At 68.6% G+C, this 16522-nt stretch carries 17 protein-coding genes; 8 read left to right on the top strand and 9 right to left on the bottom strand.

What is annotated here, in order from left to right:
* Positions 1-18 precede the first annotated feature (18 nt).
* The 4 genes from ASD72_RS18870 to ASD72_RS18855 all read left to right on the top strand — a co-directional run bounded on the left by ASD72_RS18870 (position 19) and on the right by ASD72_RS18855 (position 3843).
* Positions 19-1089, top strand: a complete 1071-nt coding sequence (locus tag ASD72_RS18870; protein ID WP_056881525.1) for a winged helix DNA-binding domain-containing protein — start codon at positions 19-21, stop codon at positions 1087-1089.
* An 80-nt stretch (positions 1090-1169) separates the two neighbouring features.
* Positions 1170-3314, top strand: coding sequence for a S46 family peptidase (locus ASD72_RS18865; RefSeq protein WP_056881524.1), 2145 nt, complete (start codon positions 1170-1172; stop codon positions 3312-3314).
* A 2-nt stretch (positions 3315-3316) separates the two neighbouring features.
* Positions 3317-3670: a DUF2007 domain-containing protein gene (locus ASD72_RS18860; RefSeq protein WP_056881523.1), complete on the top strand. Its 354-nt coding sequence runs from the start codon at positions 3317-3319 to the stop codon at positions 3668-3670.
* A complete protein-coding gene (locus ASD72_RS18855) occupies positions 3667-3843 on the top strand; it encodes an oxidoreductase-like domain-containing protein (RefSeq protein WP_056881633.1) in 177 nt (58 codons plus the stop codon). The genes ASD72_RS18860 and ASD72_RS18855 overlap by 4 nt, the downstream gene beginning before the upstream one ends.
* Positions 3844-3856: 13 nt before the next feature.
* On the opposite strand, the gene ASD72_RS18850 is transcribed toward ASD72_RS18855, so the two are convergent.
* From ASD72_RS18850 to ASD72_RS18840, 3 genes are all read right to left on the bottom strand, one after another.
* The gene (locus ASD72_RS18850; RefSeq protein ID WP_056881522.1) at positions 3857-4666 is read right to left on the bottom strand and encodes a nucleotidyltransferase domain-containing protein; all 810 of its coding nucleotides are present in this window, start codon (positions 4664-4666) and stop codon (positions 3857-3859) included.
* 51 nt (positions 4667-4717) lie between these two features.
* Positions 4718-6607: a tRNA uridine-5-carboxymethylaminomethyl(34) synthesis enzyme MnmG gene (mnmG, locus tag ASD72_RS18845; RefSeq protein ID WP_056881521.1), complete on the bottom strand. Its 1890-nt coding sequence runs from the start codon at positions 6605-6607 to the stop codon at positions 4718-4720.
* Positions 6608-7048: 441 nt separating this feature from the next.
* Positions 7049-7660 (bottom strand): hypothetical protein, encoded by a 612-nt coding sequence (locus ASD72_RS18840; RefSeq protein WP_056881520.1) that lies wholly within the window; start codon positions 7658-7660, stop codon positions 7049-7051.
* A 156-nt stretch (positions 7661-7816) separates the two neighbouring features.
* On the opposite strand from ASD72_RS18840, the gene ASD72_RS18835 reads away from it, so the two are divergent.
* Genes ASD72_RS18835 through ASD72_RS18825 form a run of 3 tightly spaced genes read left to right on the top strand, consistent with a single transcriptional unit; the run spans position 7817 to position 9862 of the window.
* The gene (locus tag ASD72_RS18835; protein WP_056881519.1) at positions 7817-8779 is read left to right on the top strand and encodes a pyridoxal-phosphate dependent enzyme; all 963 of its coding nucleotides are present in this window, start codon (positions 7817-7819) and stop codon (positions 8777-8779) included.
* Positions 8776-9384, top strand: coding sequence for a YdcF family protein (locus ASD72_RS18830; protein WP_056881518.1), 609 nt, complete (start codon positions 8776-8778; stop codon positions 9382-9384). Before ASD72_RS18835 ends, ASD72_RS18830 begins: the two co-directional genes overlap by 4 nt.
* Before the next feature lie 49 nt (positions 9385-9433).
* Positions 9434-9862, top strand: a complete 429-nt coding sequence (locus ASD72_RS18825) for a ketosteroid isomerase-related protein (protein ID WP_056881517.1) — start codon at positions 9434-9436, stop codon at positions 9860-9862.
* 10 nt (positions 9863-9872) lie between these two features.
* On the opposite strand, the gene bioC is transcribed toward ASD72_RS18825, so the two are convergent.
* The 5 genes from bioC to bioB form a co-directional block, all read right to left on the bottom strand.
* The gene (gene bioC / locus ASD72_RS18820; RefSeq protein ID WP_056881516.1) at positions 9873-10772 is read right to left on the bottom strand and encodes a malonyl-ACP O-methyltransferase BioC; all 900 of its coding nucleotides are present in this window, start codon (positions 10770-10772) and stop codon (positions 9873-9875) included.
* Positions 10769-11539 (bottom strand): pimeloyl-ACP methyl ester esterase BioH, encoded by a 771-nt coding sequence (bioH, locus tag ASD72_RS18815; protein ID WP_056881515.1) that lies wholly within the window; start codon positions 11537-11539, stop codon positions 10769-10771. Before bioH ends, bioC begins: the two co-directional genes overlap by 4 nt.
* Before the next feature lie 4 nt (positions 11540-11543).
* Positions 11544-12362 carry a hypothetical protein gene (locus ASD72_RS18810; protein ID WP_056881514.1) on the bottom strand — a complete coding sequence of 273 codons (819 nt, stop codon included), beginning with the start codon at positions 12360-12362 and terminating at the stop codon, positions 11544-11546.
* 48 nt (positions 12363-12410) lie between these two features.
* Positions 12411-13610 carry an 8-amino-7-oxononanoate synthase gene (gene bioF, locus ASD72_RS18805; RefSeq protein ID WP_056881513.1) on the bottom strand — a complete coding sequence of 400 codons (1200 nt, stop codon included), beginning with the start codon at positions 13608-13610 and terminating at the stop codon, positions 12411-12413.
* Between the two features lie 126 nt (positions 13611-13736).
* Positions 13737-14813, bottom strand: coding sequence for a biotin synthase BioB (bioB, locus tag ASD72_RS18800; RefSeq protein WP_056881512.1), 1077 nt, complete (start codon positions 14811-14813; stop codon positions 13737-13739).
* A gap of 61 nt (positions 14814-14874) precedes the next feature.
* On the opposite strand from bioB, the gene ASD72_RS18795 reads away from it, so the two are divergent.
* The gene (locus tag ASD72_RS18795; protein WP_056881511.1) at positions 14875-15576 is read left to right on the top strand and encodes a ComF family protein; all 702 of its coding nucleotides are present in this window, start codon (positions 14875-14877) and stop codon (positions 15574-15576) included.
* A gap of 6 nt (positions 15577-15582) precedes the next feature.
* Here the strand turns inward: ASD72_RS18795 and ubiA are convergent, their stop codons facing one another.
* Positions 15583-16476, bottom strand: a complete 894-nt coding sequence (gene ubiA / locus ASD72_RS18790; RefSeq protein WP_056881510.1) for a 4-hydroxybenzoate octaprenyltransferase — start codon at positions 16474-16476, stop codon at positions 15583-15585.
* Positions 16477-16522 lie beyond the last annotated feature (46 nt).

Raw genomic sequence — 16522 nt, 5'->3', positions numbered from 1 at the left:
CCACAGCCGCGCATCCCGATGACGGCGGCGCTGCGCCGGCTGCGTGTGCGGCGCCAGGGCATCGCCGCACCGATTGCCGACACCGTGAGTGCGACGGTCGGCCACCTCGGCGCGATGCAGGCGCAGGACTACGCCGCCTCGCTGTGGGCGATCGGCCTGCGCACTACGGGTGCGACGCTTGCGACCGTGGAAGCAGCGATCGCGCGCGGTGAGATCGTGCGCACCTGGCCGATGCGCGGCACCCTGCACTGGCTCGCGCGCGAGGACGTGCGCTGGATGGTGGCGCTGATGGCACCGCGCGTGCAGTCCGCCAACGCCGCGCGCATCGCCCGCGACTACGGATTGGACGCAGACACGCTGGCACGCTGCCGGCGCACGCTGGAAGCCGCGCTCTCGCACGGCCGCCCCGTCAAACGCGGCGATCTGTACGCATGCCTGGATGCCATCGGCGTGGACAGCGGCGGCCAGCGCGGCCTGCATGTCCTCGGCTGGATGGCGCAGGAAGGCCTGATCTGCCAGGGCCCGCGCGAAGGCCGGCAACCGACGTTCGTCTGGCTCGACGCCTGGATTCCGGCCTCTGCACCGCTGGACCGCGATGAAGCGCTGCAACGCCTGGCCCTGCGCTACCTGCAAGGCCATGCGCCCGCGACGGCGGCGGACCTTGCGTGGTGGTCTGGCCTGACCCGGAAGGAGGCGAAGCAGGCGCTGGATTCGGCGGCTTCGTTGCTCCAGCGCGAAGCGAACGACGACGACATGCTGTGGCATGCACCCGCGTTGTCCGCGACGCGCCGTACGCACGCGAGCCATCTGTTGCCGGCGTTCGATGAGTACGTCATCGGCTATCGCGACCGCGCGCCCGTCGTGGACGACGCGCACCTGCGCCGCGTGATCGGCATCAATGGCCTGGTCAGCCCCACCCTCGTCGTGGAGGGTCGCGTGGTGGGTACGTGGAAGCGCGAGGCCGATGCGCGAGGCGGCATCCGGCTCTCGCCTTTCGGCGCGCTGCAGGACAAGGAACTCGCCGGCCTCGCGAAAGCCGCCGCGCGGCTGGGCCGCTTCCTCGGCGCGCCCACACCCCTGCTGTCCTGAGGTGCGACGCATGCGCCGCGGCATTTGCCGCGCCACGGTCGTCTCGCTATCGTCACGGCCTGTTTCCGTGGACCCTGCCGATGCGCCGCCGACTTTCGACCACCACCCTCGCCCTGGGCGTCGCCCTCGCCCTGCCCGCCCACGCCGATGAAGGCATGTGGATGCCCTCGCAGTTGCCGCAGCTGGCCAAGCCGCTGCGCGAGGCGGGCTTCAAGGGCGACCCGAAGACACTGGCCGACGTCACCGCGGCGCCGTTGAGCGCCGTGGTGCGCGCCGGTGGCGGCACCGGCGCGTTCGTCTCGCCGGACGGCCTGGTGCTCACCAACCACCACGTGGCGTACGGCGTGATCCAGTACAACAGCAAGCCGGAGCGCAACCTGATCGATGACGGCTTCATTGCCGGCGATCGTGCCGCCGAGCTGCCCGCCAATCCGGATTTCCGCGTGCTGGTCACGGTGGGCTACGACAAGGTGACCGACGCCGTGCTGAAGGACGCCGCCGGCAAGACCGGGCGCGCCTACTTCGACGCCATCGACCGCGCCAGCAAGGCCATCGTCGCCGACTGCGAGCAGGAATCCGGCGTCCGCTGCAGCGTGGCGAACATGTACTACGGCACCGATTTCTACCGCATCAAGCAGCTCGAGCTGCGCGACATCCGCCTGGTCTATGCGCCACCGCGCGCGATCGGCAACTACGGCGACGAGATCGACAACTTCATGTGGCCGCGCCACACCGGCGACTTCACCCTGCTGCGTGCGTACGTGGGCAAGGACGGCAAACCCGCCGCCTACAGCGCCGACAACGTGCCCTACCACGCGCCGGCGCACCTGGCGCTGGCGAAGGATGGGCCAAAGGCAGGCGACTACGCCATGCTCGCCGGCTATCCGGGCATCACCTACCGGCACCGCACGGCGGCCGAGTTCGACGAGCAGGTCAACGGGACACTGCCCGCGCGCGTCGCGGTGTTCGACCAGCTCATCGACGTGATCGAGTCGGCCGGCAAGCAGGACGCCGACGCCAAGACACGCTATGCGGCACAGCTGCAATCGCTCAAGAACAACCGCAAGCGCGCCGCGGGCGAGCTGGAAGGCCTGCGCCGCAGCGATGCCGTGCGCGTCCGTGCCGAAGACGAGCGCGGCATGCTGGCGACCGATGCGGCAGCGAAGGAGCGGACGGACATCGATGCCCTCGCCGCCTCGATCGCCGACGGCTCGGCGGTACGTGAACGCGAGCTGCTGTTGTCGCTGTTCGGTTCGCAGTCGCAACTGATGCGCAGCGCGATCACGCTGGAACGCTTGCGGGTGGAGTCGGCCAAGCCGGACGCCGAGCGCGAAGGCGGCTACCAGGCGCGCGACCATGCGTTGATCGAAGGCATCCTGAAGCAGGTGCAGCGCCGTTATTCGCCGGAGGTGGAGAAAGCCCTGCTGACGGTGCTGCTGACGCGCTACCAGCAATTGCCGGACGCGCAGCGCCTGCCGGGCTTCGATGCGGCCTTCGGTCGCACGCCCGCTACGCTCAAGAAGGCATTGGATGTGTTGTATGCGGGAACAAAGCTCGGCGATGAAGCCGAGCGCCTGTCGCGCTTCGCGGCGGCGCGCGAAGGCAAACCGCTGGCTACCGATCCCCTGATCGACCTGGCGGCGGCGCTGGTGCCCGTGCAACTGGCGCTGGAACAGGAACGCAAGACGCGCGAGGGCGAACAGCTGCGACTGCGCCCGGCCTACATGCGCGCGCTGTTCGCCTGGCGCAAGCAGCAGGGACGCGCCCTGTATCCGGACGCCAACGGCACGCTGCGGGTCAGCTTCGGCAAGGTCGACGGCTTCTCGCCGCGCGACGGCGTGCAGTACACGCCGGTGACGACCGTGGCCGGCATCGTCGAGAAGAACACCGGCACGGTGCCGTTCGACGCGCCGAAGCCGCTGCTGGATGCCATCGCCAAAGGCGATTTCGCCGGCACCGAAGACCCTGCGCTGAAGACGCAGACGGTCAACTTCCTCACCAACCTGGACACGACCGGCGGCAACTCCGGCTCGCCCGTACTCAATGCGCGCGGCGAACTGATCGGCCTGAACTTCGACAGCAACTGGGAATCCGTCAGCGCCAGCTGGATGTTCGACCCGCGCTACAAGCGCGCGGTGCACGTGGACATGCGCTACCTGCGCTGGCTGATGGGCAAGGTCTATCCGGCGCCGCATCTGCTGCAGGAGATGGGCGTCGCCCGCTGAGCATGTTCGTCACCGTCGCCAGCTTCCTCGATCCGCTCGAAGCCCGCATCGTGCATGGGCGGCTCCTCGCCGAGGGTATCGAGGCCTACCTGGCCGACGAGCACCAGGCGATCAACGACTGGTACATGCGGCAGGCCCTGGGCGGCGTGAAGGTGCGCGTCCGTCACGACCAGGCCGATGAAGCGCGCGTGCTGGTCGCGCGGCTCGTGGAGGGCGCAATGGCGCTGGATGCCGAAGACGGTGGCGAGCCCGTGCCGGCGCAGCCCGATTCGTGGTCGCAGCGCGCGGCCTTTCTCGGCCTGTTCGCGCTGGGCCTGCCGCTGCCGTGGCGTCGACGCCGGCCGGAAACGCCGTGACACAGGCCGTTCCCGACAACGACCCACGCCCGGTCGAACCCGAACCGCCACTGCCCAGCGACTGCTGCAACAGCGGCTGCCCGATCTGCGTGCACGACCTGTATGCGGAACAGCTGCAGCACTATCGCGAACAACTCGCAGCGTGGAGGATGCGGCATCCGGATGCCGCGTGAGCGGCTGTGATGGTTACCAGGCTTCCAAACAACGTCGCAAGAATGCGTCCAGTTCTGCATCCTCACCCGCATGCCCGGGCAGCAAAGGGGGCATGGCCTGCATGCGCTCCAGTTCGGCTTCCAGATAGTCACTGATCGCTGGGATGCGCGGACCATCATTGACTTCCTTGCTCGCGCGCTTCACGACCAGCAGGGCATCGATCGCATCGCGGACAGGGCCGTCAGGCAGGAGGCGGTCGAGCATGACCTCGAATGCCATCGGCGGCGGAGCCTCGCTGGATTCGATCCAACGGCAGGCGAGCACGGGACGGATGACGTACAGGTATTTCTTGGTGCGCACCCGCTCGCCGCGAAGGTATCCACGGAAATTGCCCTTCGCCATGCTGTGATAGTGGTGCCAGCCGGCAACGCGCGAATAGAAGCGCTCGGACAGCTGCGTCAGCGCAGCAACGGCGGGCGCATCGGCGTGGTAGACGATCGGAGAGCGCAACCATTCGGACAGCGTGGGGTTGGACTTGGACAGCAGGCGCAACGCCTTGCGCAGGTCCCAGCCACTGACGTCGAGGTCGCTGTCGATCGGAAGCTCGATCACATCGCGTTGCGGCTGCCCAGGACGGGTACGCTCGTTGACTGTCAGGTACCAGGAGGGAGGATGCATGTACACGAACCGCGCGTCGTAGTCGCTGTCCGGGGAAGAGAATCCCCAGCCCCGGCTTCCCGACTCGCAGGCGAACAGGATGCGCACCTTGTGCTCGTGCTCGATTTGTACCAGCGCCTGTCCGATCGCGGCGCGCTTCTCCGGTTCCACCGGATGGATATCCATGCCCTGCCCCCCATTTCTTGACAGGGATTATCGCACTGGAGGCCAGTGGGCCTACGCCACCCGCGTACGCCGTGCGCGCTCCAGGTGAACCAGCAGCAGCGAGATGGCGGCGGGCGTCATGCCGGGGATACGCTGCGCCTGGCCGATGGTTTCGGGCTGTACCCGCTCCAGCTTCTGTTGCACTTCGGCCGACAGGCCGCGCACGTTCGCGAAGTCGAAGCCCGCCGGGATCGGCGTGGATTCGTTGCGCTGCTGGCGATCGATCTCGTCGCGCTGGCGGTCCAGGTAGCCGGCGTACTTCACGCCGATCTCCACCTGTTCGGCCACCTGCGCATCATCCACGCCCGGGCCGATCGACGGCACGGCGACGAGCTTGGCGTAGTCCAGTTCCGGGCGCTTGATCAGGTCGAGCACATTGGTCTCGCGGCTGACCTGCACGCCGAGCGTATCGGCCACTTCACGGCCCAGCGCGTTGGCGGGCGTGGCCCACAGTGCGCGCAGGCGACCGGTCTCGCGCGCGATGGCCTCGCGCTTGGCGTCGAAGCGCTGCCAGCGCGCGTCATCGACCAGGTCCAGCGCGCGGCCGGTTTCCGTCAGTCGCAGGTCGGCGTTGTCTTCGCGCAGCTGCAGCCGGTACTCGGCGCGGCTGGTGAACATGCGGTACGGCTCTTTGGTGCCGTGCGTGATCAGGTCGTCGACCAGCACGCCGAGGTAGGCCTCGTCGCGGCGGGGCGACCACGCCTCCTTCTGCTGCGCGAAACGCGCGGCGTTGAGGCCGGCGAGCAGGCCCTGTGCAGCGGCTTCCTCGTATCCGGTCGTGCCATTGATCTGGCCGGCGAAGAACAGGCCGGCGACGGCTTTGGTTTCCAGCGAGGCCTTCAAGCCGCGCGGATCGAAGAAGTCGTATTCGATGGCGTAGCCCGGGCGCGTGATGTGCGCGTTCTCCATGCCACGGATGCTGCGCACCAGCGCGAGCTGCACGTCGAACGGCAGCGAGGTCGAGATGCCGTTGGGATAGATCTCGGCGACATCGAGGCCTTCCGGCTCGACGAAGATCTGGTGGCTGGCCTTCTCGGCGAAACGCACCACCTTGTCCTCGATGGACGGGCAGTAGCGCGGACCGATGCCCTCGATCTGGCCCGAGTACATCGGCGAGCGGTGCAACGCGCCGCGGATGATCTCGTGCGTCTGCTCGCTGGTATGGGTGATCCAGCACGACACCTGGCGCGGATGGTCGGCCACGTCGCCCATGAACGACATCACCGGCAGCGGATCGTCGCCGGGCTGCTCTTCCATCACCGTGTAGTCGAGCGAGCGTCCATCGATGCGCGGCGGCGTGCCCGTCTTCAGGCGATCCACGACGAAGGCGCCTTCACGCAGGCGCTGCGCCAATGCGGTGGCCGGGGGGTCGCCGGCGCGACCGGCGGCGTACTGGGTTTCGCCGACGTGGATCTTGCCGGCCAGGAAGGTACCCGCCGTCAGCACGACGGCCGTCGCATGGAAGCGCAATCCGGTCTGGGTGACCGCACCCCTCACTGTGCCGCCCTCGATGATCAGGTCGTCGACGGCCGCCTGGAACAGGGTGAGGTTCGCCTGCGCTTCCACCGCGCGCCGGATCGCACTGCGATACAGCGCGCGGTCGGCCTGGCAGCGTGTCGCACGCACGGCCGGCCCTTTGGATGCATTCAGCGTGCGCCACTGGATGCCGGCGCGGTCGGCCGCCCAGGCCATCACGCCGCCGAGCGCATCGATCTCCTTCACCAGATGGCCCTTGCCGATCCCGCCGATGGCCGGGTTGCAGCTCATCGCGCCCACGGTTTCCACGTTGTGGGTCAGCAGCAGGGTCCGGGCGCCGGTGCGCGCGGACGCAAGCGCGGCCTCGGTGCCGGCGTGACCGCCGCCGATGATGATGACGTCGTAGTGGTGGAAGCTGGTGCTCATCGAGGATTCCGGGCCCGCGCACATGCGGGTAGGGGTTCAAACAAAAGCGTCGGGGCGCAGGGCGAAGTTGGCACGCTTCCTGCTGTATCCCCATGCACCCGTCGTGGCAAGCGACCAGGGGCGCCAAGCTGGTAATGGAACAGGGGCCAGCAATGCGCACGCCGGGGATGCCGGGGGCCGGTAGTCGGGGGACTGCCGGCCCCTTTTTTATGCGCGCAGGATACCAGAGCAAGAAAAAAGCCCGGCAAAGCCGGGCTTTTTGTTAGGCGCCGACGCCCGGCAGGGCCGGAACAGGGGGGATCCAGATTTCCCTACCGGACGTCGACATTGAACCTTTATTGCCGCTTACGTCAGAAAGCGACGTAACCGGTCAACCTTTGTTCGCAGCCTGCGACGACCTGTGTGGGAAAGCAACGGAAGACCCGCCCGAAGGCGGCCGGATTACTGCTCCTGCTGACGGATGGCGTTGTCCGAGCGCCTCGACGGGCGGGGCGCCGGCTCCGAGCGTTCCGGCCGGGACGGCGCCGACCGTTCCATGCGCTGCGGGCGCTCCGCGGTGCGCGGGGCGGACGGGGGCGCGGTCACGCGGGGCGGGCGGTAGCCACCCTCGCTCACCCGCGGCTGGCTGGGTGCCGGCATGACCCGGCCGGAGCGATTCGGCACCATCGGCTGGGAACCGCCCTCGCGCCAGCGACCGGTCGAGTCACGCCACGACGGCGGCCGGTTGCCGTCGCCCCCATGAGTGGGCGGCTTGGGCGTGTTGTCGCCCGGGCGGGGCGGGCGGGGGTGATGCGAGTAGTAGGGGTAGTACGGCCCGTAGTAGCCGTAGTACGGATAGCTCGAGTAGCCGCCATAGCGGTACGGCCCGTAGTACCCGTAGCTGCCGTAGACACCCACCCCCCCGTAGTAGCCGCCGTACGGATCGTAGTACTGGGTGCTGGGACGGCCGTGGTAGTAGCCGCCCGGCGCGGTGTCGCCCACGTAGTCATAGGTCGCGCAGCCACCCAACGCCAGGCTGGCGAACGCGACCGCGGTCAGATAGATGCGCTTCATGGCGGAACCCCCGTTACTCTGTCATCGCAGCATCAGCCTGCCGCTTTGAATCCGTGCTTAACCCTGCCTGTCGCCACCGCCGCGGCTCAGCCCGCGGAAGGCTTGGCAGGCCTGGGTTTCGGGCGGGGTGCCGGCGCGATGCGTTAACCTTTCCCCATGCCGATGCCCCTGCCCACCTTCGACGACATCCTCGCCGCCGCCGCCCGCATCGCCCCGCACGCCCACGCCACCCCCGTGCTGCAGTCGAGCGCCCTGGATGCCCTGGCCGGTTGCCGCCTGTATTTCAAGGCCGAGCCGCTGCAACGGGGGGGTGCGTTCAAGTTCCGTGGCGCGTGCAACGCCGTCTGGGCGATGGAGGAGACCGAGGCGACCCGCGGCGTGGTGACGCATTCCTCAGGCAATCACGGCGCCGCGCTCGCGTTGGCCGCACGGACGCGCGGCATTCCCTGCCACGTGGTCGTGCCGGAGGGAGCCAATGCCGCCAAGCTGGCGAACATCACCCGCTACGGTGCCCATGTCCACACCTGCGCGCCCACGATCGCGGCGCGCGAAGCGACCGCCGACCGCCTGCAGGAAGAAACCGGCGCGGTCCTCATCCACCCCTACACCCACCCGCACGTGATCGCGGGCCAGGGTACGGCGGCACTGGAACTGCTCAACGCCCTTCGCCACCTGGATGCCGTCGTGGCGCCGGTCGGCGGTGGCGGCCTGCTGTCCGGCACGGCCATCGCCGCCGCCGCGACCATGCCGGACTGCCGGGTATACGGCGCCGAACCTGCGGGCGCCGCGGACACCGCCGCGTCGCTGGCCGCTGGAACGCGCGAGATCGATTTCGTGCCGGATACGGTGTGCGACGGGCTCCGCGGCACGCTGGGCGAACCCAACTTCGCGCTGCTGCGCACGCACGGCGTGCGGGTACACACGGTGCCCGACGACGAGACGCTGGTGGCCATGCGGCTGATCTGGCAATGCCTGAAGCTGCTGGTGGAGCCTTCGTCCGCGATCGCGCTGGCCGCGATCCTGCGCCATCGCGAACTGTTCGCGGGCCGCGATGTCGGCGTGGTGCTGTCCGGCGGCAACGTGGACCTCGACGCACTGCCCTGGGCGGTGGCGGCATGAGCGCGCGCCGTGGAAAATCAAAACGCGGCGTGCTCGGCTGGGCATGGCGCCTGCTGCTGCTGGCGCTGCTGTGGTTGCTCGGCGTGGCCGCCTACATCATCTGGGTGGGGCAACGCGACGATGCGGCGCGTGCCGATGCCATCATCGTGCTGGGTGCGGCCGCCTACGACGCCAAACCGTCACCGGTGTTCGAAGAGCGCATCCGCCACGGCATCGACCTGTACAAGCGCGGCCTGGCGCCGACGCTGATCTTCACCGGCGGCTACGGCGGCACGGGCGCGCGCTTCTCGGAGTCGCAGGTGGCACGCCGCTACGCCTTGCGCCAGGGCGTGCCCGACAAGGCGATCCTCATCGAATCGCTGTCGCGCAATACGCACGAGAACCTGCGGCAGGCCTCGCAGGTGATGCAGCAACACAATCTGCACAAGGTCATCATCGTCAGCGACCCGCTGCACATGGCGCGCGCGCTGCGCATCAGCCAGGACCTCGGCATACGCGCCGTGGGCTCGCCGACGCCGACCAGCCGCTTCCGCACGTTCGCCACGCGCTGGCGCTTCCTGCTGCAGGAAGTCTACTTCTTCCATCGCGACCGCCTGCCGCGCTGAACGCGTGGCGTATGATGGCCGTGTTCGCCACACGCCCACGGAATCGCCCATGAAGATCGACGGCACGCGCAAGCAGGACCGCGCCACGGAACTGGTGCTGACCTACTACGCCGCGTTCAATCGAGGAGACTGGGAGGGCATGCTCGCCATGCTGGCCGACGACGTGGTGCACGACCTCAACCAGGGTGCGCGCGAAGTCGGCAAGGATGCGTTCGCGGCGTTCCTCGGCCGCATGAATGCGAGCTACCGAGAACAACTGCGCGACATCGTGGTGCTGGCGACGCAGGACGGCAACCGCGCGGCCGCCGAATACGTCGTGCACGGCGAGTACCTGCACACCGACGAAGGTCTGCCGGCCGCGAACGGGCAGACCTATGCGCTGCCCGGGGGCGCGTTCTTCGACATCCGCGACGACCGGATCGCCCGCGTCACCAACTACTACAACCTGCAGGACTGGATCGCGCAGGTTTCGCGCTGATCCACCCGCGTCATTCGCCGCGGCGGCGGATGGGAATGCGCGACAGCGGCACCGCCGCGATGTCCTCGCCCTGGCCGCGGATCGGCGCACCAGGCGGCGGCGCCCACGCATGGGCGTAGAGCACCTCCCACGTACTCGGCAGCTTGCCATCATCGCGGCGTAGCGGTTCGTACGCGGCGGCGGCGGCGGCGAAGCGCGCGCGCCCCGTCAGCGTATGCCGCCGGCGATGCAGCGCGTTCGTCGCACCCATGGCGCGCAGCTCGCGCATCAGGCTGGGCAGGTCGTCGTACGTCAGCGTGAAACGGTCCCGGTCGAGCACGGAATCGCGGAAACCGGCCATCACCAGCGCATCGCCGAACTGGGCGATGGGCGGAAAGGGACTGACATGCGGCGAGGCATCGCCCTGCGCGAAGGCATCGCGCAGTTCCTGCAGCGTCTCCGGCCCGAAGGTCGAACACACCAGCAGCCCACCGGGCTTCAACACGCGACGGAAATTGGCGAACGCCGCCGGCAGGTCGTCCACCCACTGCAGGCTCAGGTTGGAGAACAGCACGTCGACGCTGCCATCGGCGATCGGCAGCGCGCGCAGGTCGGCGCAGACGCGCGAGAACGGCTTCCACCAGCCCGCCTGCTTCTTCGCTTCGCGCAGCATCGGCATCGCCAGGTCGAGCGCGATCACCCGCGCCTTGGGCCAGCGCTTGCGCATGGCGGCGGCCGCGTGCGCCGGCCCGCAGCCGACATCCAGCACCACGCCCGGCTCGACACCGTCGCTGCCGGTGCGCAACGCGAAATAGTCCAGCGACTCCATCAGGCGCCTTTCCACCTCATGCTGGAGCGCCGCCGCCGCGTCGTAGCCGGCGGCCGAGCGCGAGAACGCGCGGCGGATGTGGCGCTGGTCGAACGTGTTCATGGGCCCGCCTCCAGCGTGGGCAGGAAGACCTCCAGCGCGTCAACGACGAGATCCGCATGGCCGAGGAACGGCGCGTGGCCGCCCCCGGCGATCTCGACGTAACGCCCGTCGGACGCGGACTCCGCGGCAGCGCGCATGGCCTTTGCGGGCACCAGCAGGTCGCGACGGCCGGCGATCCACGCACTCGGCACGCGCAGGTCCGGCAACGTGGCGCGCAGGTCGCTCTGCTCCAGCAGGCGCAACCCGTCCTGCAGGGCGGAGGGTGCCGGTTCGCCGCGCGCGTACAGATCGCGCTTCAAACTGCGCAGCTCGCTGCGCGCGTGTTCCGAACCCATGGTGTCCAGCGCCAGGAAACGCTCGAGCGTGCCCGCGTAGTCGTTCTTGAGGTCATCGCCGAACTGCGCGAACACGCTGGCGTCGACCGCATGCGACCAGTCTTCCGCCCGCACGAAGCGCGGCGTCGACGCGATCATCGCCAGCCCACGCACCTGCGGCGATCGCGCGGCGGCGCGCAATGCGAACAGTCCACCCAGCGACCACGCCAGCCACGCGGCCGGTGGCGTGCGCGCGAGGAGCGCGTCGACGGTGGCATCGAGCGAGAGCGGCACGTCGCTGTCGCGGCTATGGCCATGGCCCGGCAGGTCGACCAGGTGCAGCGTGTAGCGGTCGGACAGGCGCTGCACCAGCGGTGCGAATACGCCGCCATGCAGGGCCCAGCCGTGCAACAGCACCAGGGACGGGCCGCTGCCGGTGGTTTCGATATGCAATGAACTAACCCTGGAACGACCGATCAAATGCGAACCGCCGCTCCAAGAGCGCCGTGAAGACCCAAATGCCCGCGCCGGGCAGTATCCACAACAGGAGCATTGGGACAAGAGCGGAAGCCAGTTGTTGGACGTACTCGCTCTCGATCTTTGGCTCCTCGATCAGTGATAGCACGCCAATCAGCGCCGCTCCCAGGACGAACTCAAGAACGACGATGAAAATCGAATTCCCATGCTCTCTCATATGGCGGTAACTATCGACTATTCCTCCGACGTTAGCACTCCTGGCCCTTGATACAGACAACATCTTCATTCTTTCGTATGCGCGATTTGAATAAAACAGGAGAATCAACAGGGCCACCCATTCAATGCACACCACAGCGACGACAGCCGACGTGATGAGCTTGAGCAGAAACCCATCCTCCCCAATCTCACGGCTGAAGCCGATATAGATGTTCAAAAGCATCATTACTGCTGTAGTGCACGTCAGCACACAAGCGAGAACTCGAAGATCGCCACTCGTGAGGTTCCCGAGAACCTTTCTTTTCTCGGAACCCTGTCTCTCGTACTTGGGCCGGATCCATATCACCAGTCGCGACGCATGAAGAACGAGTATCGGAACGCTGGCGACATAGCAGAAGACCAGACCATACCCCATGACCAGCATCAATCTCGAAGCCGGCTCATCGCCTCCCAACCCGAACAACATGAAGTCACTGAAGCGAGCGTCGACTCTCAGCGCCTGATTGACAATCAACGCACCAACCAACGTTCCTAGTGCGTAACGTACAAAGTAAAACTCCCACCACCGCGCAGCGCTCTCCATCACTTGACCCTTGGCTGACAGTCGATTGACTTCCGAGCTAGCGTAACGTCAAGCCACCGCGCCGTGCACGCGCTGCACGGCGTCCCAGGAACGCGCCAGCGTGGAGACCAGCGCGTCGACGTCCTGCGGCGCGTGCAGCGCGGACAGGGTGACGCGCAGGCGCGCCTTGCCGTCCGGCACCGTCGGCGGCCGGATCGCCGGCACCAGATAACCGGCACTGTCCAGCGCGGCGGCCAGGGCCAGCGCGTTGCCATCGCTGCCGCAGAGGACCGGCTGGATCGGCGATTCGGACGCCATCAACTGCAGGCCGGCGCGCTGCGCGCCGACGCGGAACCGGTCCACCAGCATCTGCAGCTTTTCGCGACGCCAGTGGTCCTTCCGCGCGTGCTTCACCGCGACCCGCGTGGCGGCGGCCAGCGCCGGCGGCATCGCCGTGGTGTAGATGTACGGCCGCGCGGTTTCCGCCAGGTGCTGGATGAGCGTCTCTTCGCCCACGACCACCGCGCCGTAGCCGCCCAGCGCTTTGCCGAGGGTGACCAGTTGCAGCGGCACGTCGGCCACGCCCATGCGCGCCTCGGCCACGCTGCCGCGACCCTCGGGGCCGCGCACGCCCACGCCGTGGGCGTCGTCGACGAAGAACAGCGCCTGCTGCATGCGCGCGACCAGGCTCAGCGCACGCAGCGGCGCGGCGTCGCCGTCCATGCTGAAGACACCATCGGTCGCCAGCATCGCCGCACCTTCCGGTTGCAGCTTGAGCTGGCGCAGGGCGCCTTCCGGATCGAGGTGCGGGTAACGGCGCAGCTTCGCGCCTGCCAGCCGCGTCGCATCCAGCAGGCTGGCGTGGTTCAACCGGTCCTGCACGCAGACGTCGCCGTCTTCCAGCAGCGCCTGCTGCACCGCCAGGTTCGCCAGGAAGCCGCTGCCGAACAGCAGCGCGCGCGGGTAACCCAGCCAGTCGGCGATGTCGCGCTCCAGGCCTTCGTGCGCGGCGTGGTGGCCGCTGACCAGGTGCGATGCGCCGGCGCCCGCACCCTCGCGGCCGGCGGCGTCCTGCAGGGCTGTGGTGACTTCGAACTGCTGGGCCAGGCCGAGGTAGTCGTTGCTGCTGAACTCGGTCAGCCAACGTCCGTCGACTTCCACGCGCACACCGTCGCGCCGCTGGATGGTGCGGCGGGTGCGCTGGCGCGCCAAGGCGACGCGCTGCTGGCGTTGGGCGAGGATGCGGTCGTGCAGGTCGAGACGGGTCATGGCGTCGGCACCGGAAGCTGGGGATCGCGTCGATGGACGCGCCCGGGGCGCGACGACGACGACGCGCCGGGACGCGATGCCCGCGCCGGCGTGATGGCCTTCGTCCTGCCCCCTGTTGCGCCCCGACTACGCCGCCCGGCCGCAGGACGGCACAGGACGGGTAATGTCGGCATGCACCGTACCGCTGCCGGCGGCTTCCATTCTGTGATGGTCGTGCACGTTTTCCACCTGCACCGCCATCGGCCGCAGGCCCAGCCGGGCGAACAGGGCCAGGTCGCGCTCGGTGTCGGGGTTGCCGGTGGTCAGCAGTTTCTCGCCGTAGAAGATCGAATTCGCGCCCGCCAGGAAGCAGAGCGCCTGCAACTCGTCGCTCATGGTCTCGCGACCGGCCGACAGCCGCACCATCGACGCCGGCATCGTGATGCGCGCGACCGCGATCGTGCGGACGAACTCGAACGGGTCCAGCGCTTTCGTGCCGTGCAGCGGCGTGCCGGCGACCTGCACCAGCTGGTTGATCGGCACGGAGTCGGGGTGCGCGGGCAGGTTCGCCAGCGCCTGCAGCAGGCCGGCGCGCTGGTCGCGCGACTCGCCCATGCCGACGATGCCGCCGCAGCAGGTCTTCATGCCGGCGTCGCGCACGTGCGCCAGCGTGTCCAGCCGGTCCTGGTACTCGCGGGTGTGGATGATGTCGCCGTAGAACTCCGGCGCCGTGTCCAGATTGTGGTTGTAGTAGTCCAGGCCGGCGTCCTTCAGCGCATGCGCCTGGTCGCCGCTCAGCATGCCCAGCGTCGCGCAGGTTTCCAGGCCCAGCGCCTTCACCCCGCGGATCATGTCGGCGACCTTCGGGATGTCGCGGTCCTTCGGCGAACGCCACGCCGCACCCATGCAGAAGCGCGACGCGCCCGCGGCCTTGGCCTGGGCGGCCTTCGCCAGCACCTGTTCGGTGTCCATGAGCTTCTGCGCGGCCACGCCGGTGTCGTAGCGCTGCGCCTGCGGGCAGTAGGCACAGTCCTCGGGGCAGCCGCCGGTCTTCACCGACAGCAGCGTGGACACCTGCACTTCCGCCGGATCGAAGTGCGCCCGGTGCACGGTGGCGGCCTGGTGGAGCAGGTCGGGCAGTGGCAGGTCGAGCAGGGCCAGCAGCTCGTCGCGCCGCCAGTCGTGGCGCAGGCTGGGGGACGGGCTGGAAATGTGCAGAGACATCGACGACTCGCGCGGATAAAGTCGCGGAAGTCTGGAAACCACGGACGGAGCTGTCAACCGCATGGATGCCGGTTTAGTTGACAAGTGGCGCACGGCCTGCCGCTGGCTGCTGCCCCCGCGATGCGTGATCTGCCGCGAATCGGGCGCCTATGGCTTCGATCTGTGCCTTAACTGCACGCAATCGCTACCCTGGAACCACGCCGCCTGCATGCGCTGCGGCCTGCCGTTACCCGTGCCCGGCGAATGCGGGGCCTGCCTGACGACCCCCCCTCCGGTCACGACGACCGCCGCCGCGTTCGTCTACGGGTTTCCCATCGATCGGCTGGTGCCGCGCTTCAAGTTCCACCAGGACCTGGCGGCGGGCCGCCTGCTGGCCGAGCTGGCCGCCGGGCCGTTGGGTCAGGCGCCCAGGCCGGAGGCCCTGATCCCCATCCCCCTGCATGCCAGCCGCCTGCGCGAACGCGGGTACGACCAGGCGCTCGAGCTCGCACGCCCGCTGGCCCGATCGCTTTCGATGTCCCTCGTGGCCGACCGCCTGGTGCGTCAACGCGCGACGGCGGCGCAATCGGAACTGCATGCCGATGCCCGCCAACGCAACGTCGCGCGCGCATTCGGGGCTGTCGGTCGCGGACCATTGCCGCGCCACGTCGCCCTGCTGGACGATGTGATGACGACCGGCGCGACCCTGCACGCGGCCGCACGCACGCTGCTTGCCGCAGGCGTCACCCGGGTCGACGCGTGGGTCATCGCACGCGTGCCGTGACGCGCTTCAGCGCGCCAGATCGATCCAGAGGCCTGCGAACACGACCAGCCCCATCCAGTTGTTGTGCAGGAAGGCCTTGAAGCAGCCCGCGCGCTCCCGCCGCCAGGCGAGCCTGAACTGCCAGCCGATCAGCAAGGCGGACACGCCCAGCGCACCCCCGTAATAGAGCCCCAGGCCCGCCTGGCGACCGACGAGGCCCAGCGCCAGCAGCACGAGCGCGTAGAGGACGCCCTGGATCACGAGGTCGAGGTCGCCGAACAGGATCGCCGTCGACTTGGAACCGGCGCGGATGTCGTCCTCGCGGTCCACCATCGCGTACCAGGTGTCGTAGGCGGTCGCCCACAGGATGTTGGCGCCGTACAGCACCCATGCCACCGGCGGCACCTCGCCCTGGATCGCCGCGAACGCCATCGGGATGCCCCAGCCGAACGCCAGCCCGAGGTAGACCTGCGGCAGGTAGGTGTAGCGCTTCAGGTACGGATAGCTGGCCGCCAGGAACAGGCCGATCACGCTCAACCAGACCGTCAGCCGGTTCATCGTCAGCACCAGGCCGAATGCCACCAGCATCAGCACCGCGAACACGGCCAGCGCCTCACGCCCGCCGACCGCGCCGGTCGCCAGCGGCCGCTCCCGCGTGCGCTCGACCTGCGGATCCAGCCAGCGGTCGGCATAGTCGTTGATCACGCAGCCCGCCGAGCGCGTCAACCAGACGCCCGCCGTGAACACGAACAGCGTCCACCACGGCGGCATGCCGCCTGCGGCGAGCCAGAGCGCCCACCAGGTCGGCCAGAGCAGCAGCAATACGCCGATCGGGCGATCACCGCGCACCAGCTTCCAGTACTGGCCCAGCCGCTCGCGCCAACGCGGCACCTCGGCGTTCTCGAAACGTTCGTATCCCATGCGCAAAGGGTAACAGGCCCACCCGCAGCGCCATGACGGCGGCACA

It is taken from the genome of Pseudoxanthomonas sp. Root630 (genome assembly GCF_001427585.1).
Taxonomy (GTDB): Bacteria; Pseudomonadota; Gammaproteobacteria; order Xanthomonadales; family Xanthomonadaceae; genus Pseudoxanthomonas_A.
This window is presented reverse-complemented; position numbering and strand designations above follow the sequence as displayed.

Bases quoted from the DNA above. Each gene is read 5' to 3' on its own strand.
- ASD72_RS18870 (WP_056881525.1), top strand. From the start codon at position 19: ATGACGGCGGCGCTGCGCCGGCTGCGTGTGCGGCGCCAGGGCATCGCC.
- ASD72_RS18865 (WP_056881524.1), top strand. From the start codon at position 1,170: ATGCGCCGCCGACTTTCGACCACCACCCTCGCCCTGGGCGTCGCCCTC.
- ASD72_RS18860 (WP_056881523.1), top strand. From the start codon at position 3,317: ATGTTCGTCACCGTCGCCAGCTTCCTCGATCCGCTCGAAGCCCGCATC.
- ASD72_RS18850 (WP_056881522.1), bottom strand. From the start codon at position 4,666: ATGGATATCCATCCGGTGGAACCGGAGAAGCGCGCCGCGATCGGACAG.
- mnmG (WP_056881521.1), bottom strand. From the start codon at position 6,607: ATGAGCACCAGCTTCCACCACTACGACGTCATCATCATCGGCGGCGGT.
- ASD72_RS18840 (WP_056881520.1), bottom strand. From the start codon at position 7,660: ATGAAGCGCATCTATCTGACCGCGGTCGCGTTCGCCAGCCTGGCGTTG.
- ASD72_RS18835 (WP_056881519.1), top strand. From the start codon at position 7,817: ATGCCGATGCCCCTGCCCACCTTCGACGACATCCTCGCCGCCGCCGCC.
- ASD72_RS18830 (WP_056881518.1), top strand. From the start codon at position 8,776: ATGAGCGCGCGCCGTGGAAAATCAAAACGCGGCGTGCTCGGCTGGGCA.
- ASD72_RS18825 (WP_056881517.1), top strand. From the start codon at position 9,434: ATGAAGATCGACGGCACGCGCAAGCAGGACCGCGCCACGGAACTGGTG.
- bioC (WP_056881516.1), bottom strand. From the start codon at position 10,772: ATGAACACGTTCGACCAGCGCCACATCCGCCGCGCGTTCTCGCGCTCG.
- ASD72_RS18810 (WP_056881514.1), bottom strand. From the start codon at position 12,362: ATGGAGAGCGCTGCGCGGTGGTGGGAGTTTTACTTTGTACGTTACGCA.
- bioF (WP_056881513.1), bottom strand. From the start codon at position 13,610: ATGACCCGTCTCGACCTGCACGACCGCATCCTCGCCCAACGCCAGCAG.
- bioB (WP_056881512.1), bottom strand. From the start codon at position 14,813: ATGTCTCTGCACATTTCCAGCCCGTCCCCCAGCCTGCGCCACGACTGG.
- ASD72_RS18795 (WP_056881511.1), top strand. From the start codon at position 14,875: ATGGATGCCGGTTTAGTTGACAAGTGGCGCACGGCCTGCCGCTGGCTG.
- ubiA (WP_056881510.1), bottom strand. From the start codon at position 16,476: ATGGGATACGAACGTTTCGAGAACGCCGAGGTGCCGCGTTGGCGCGAG.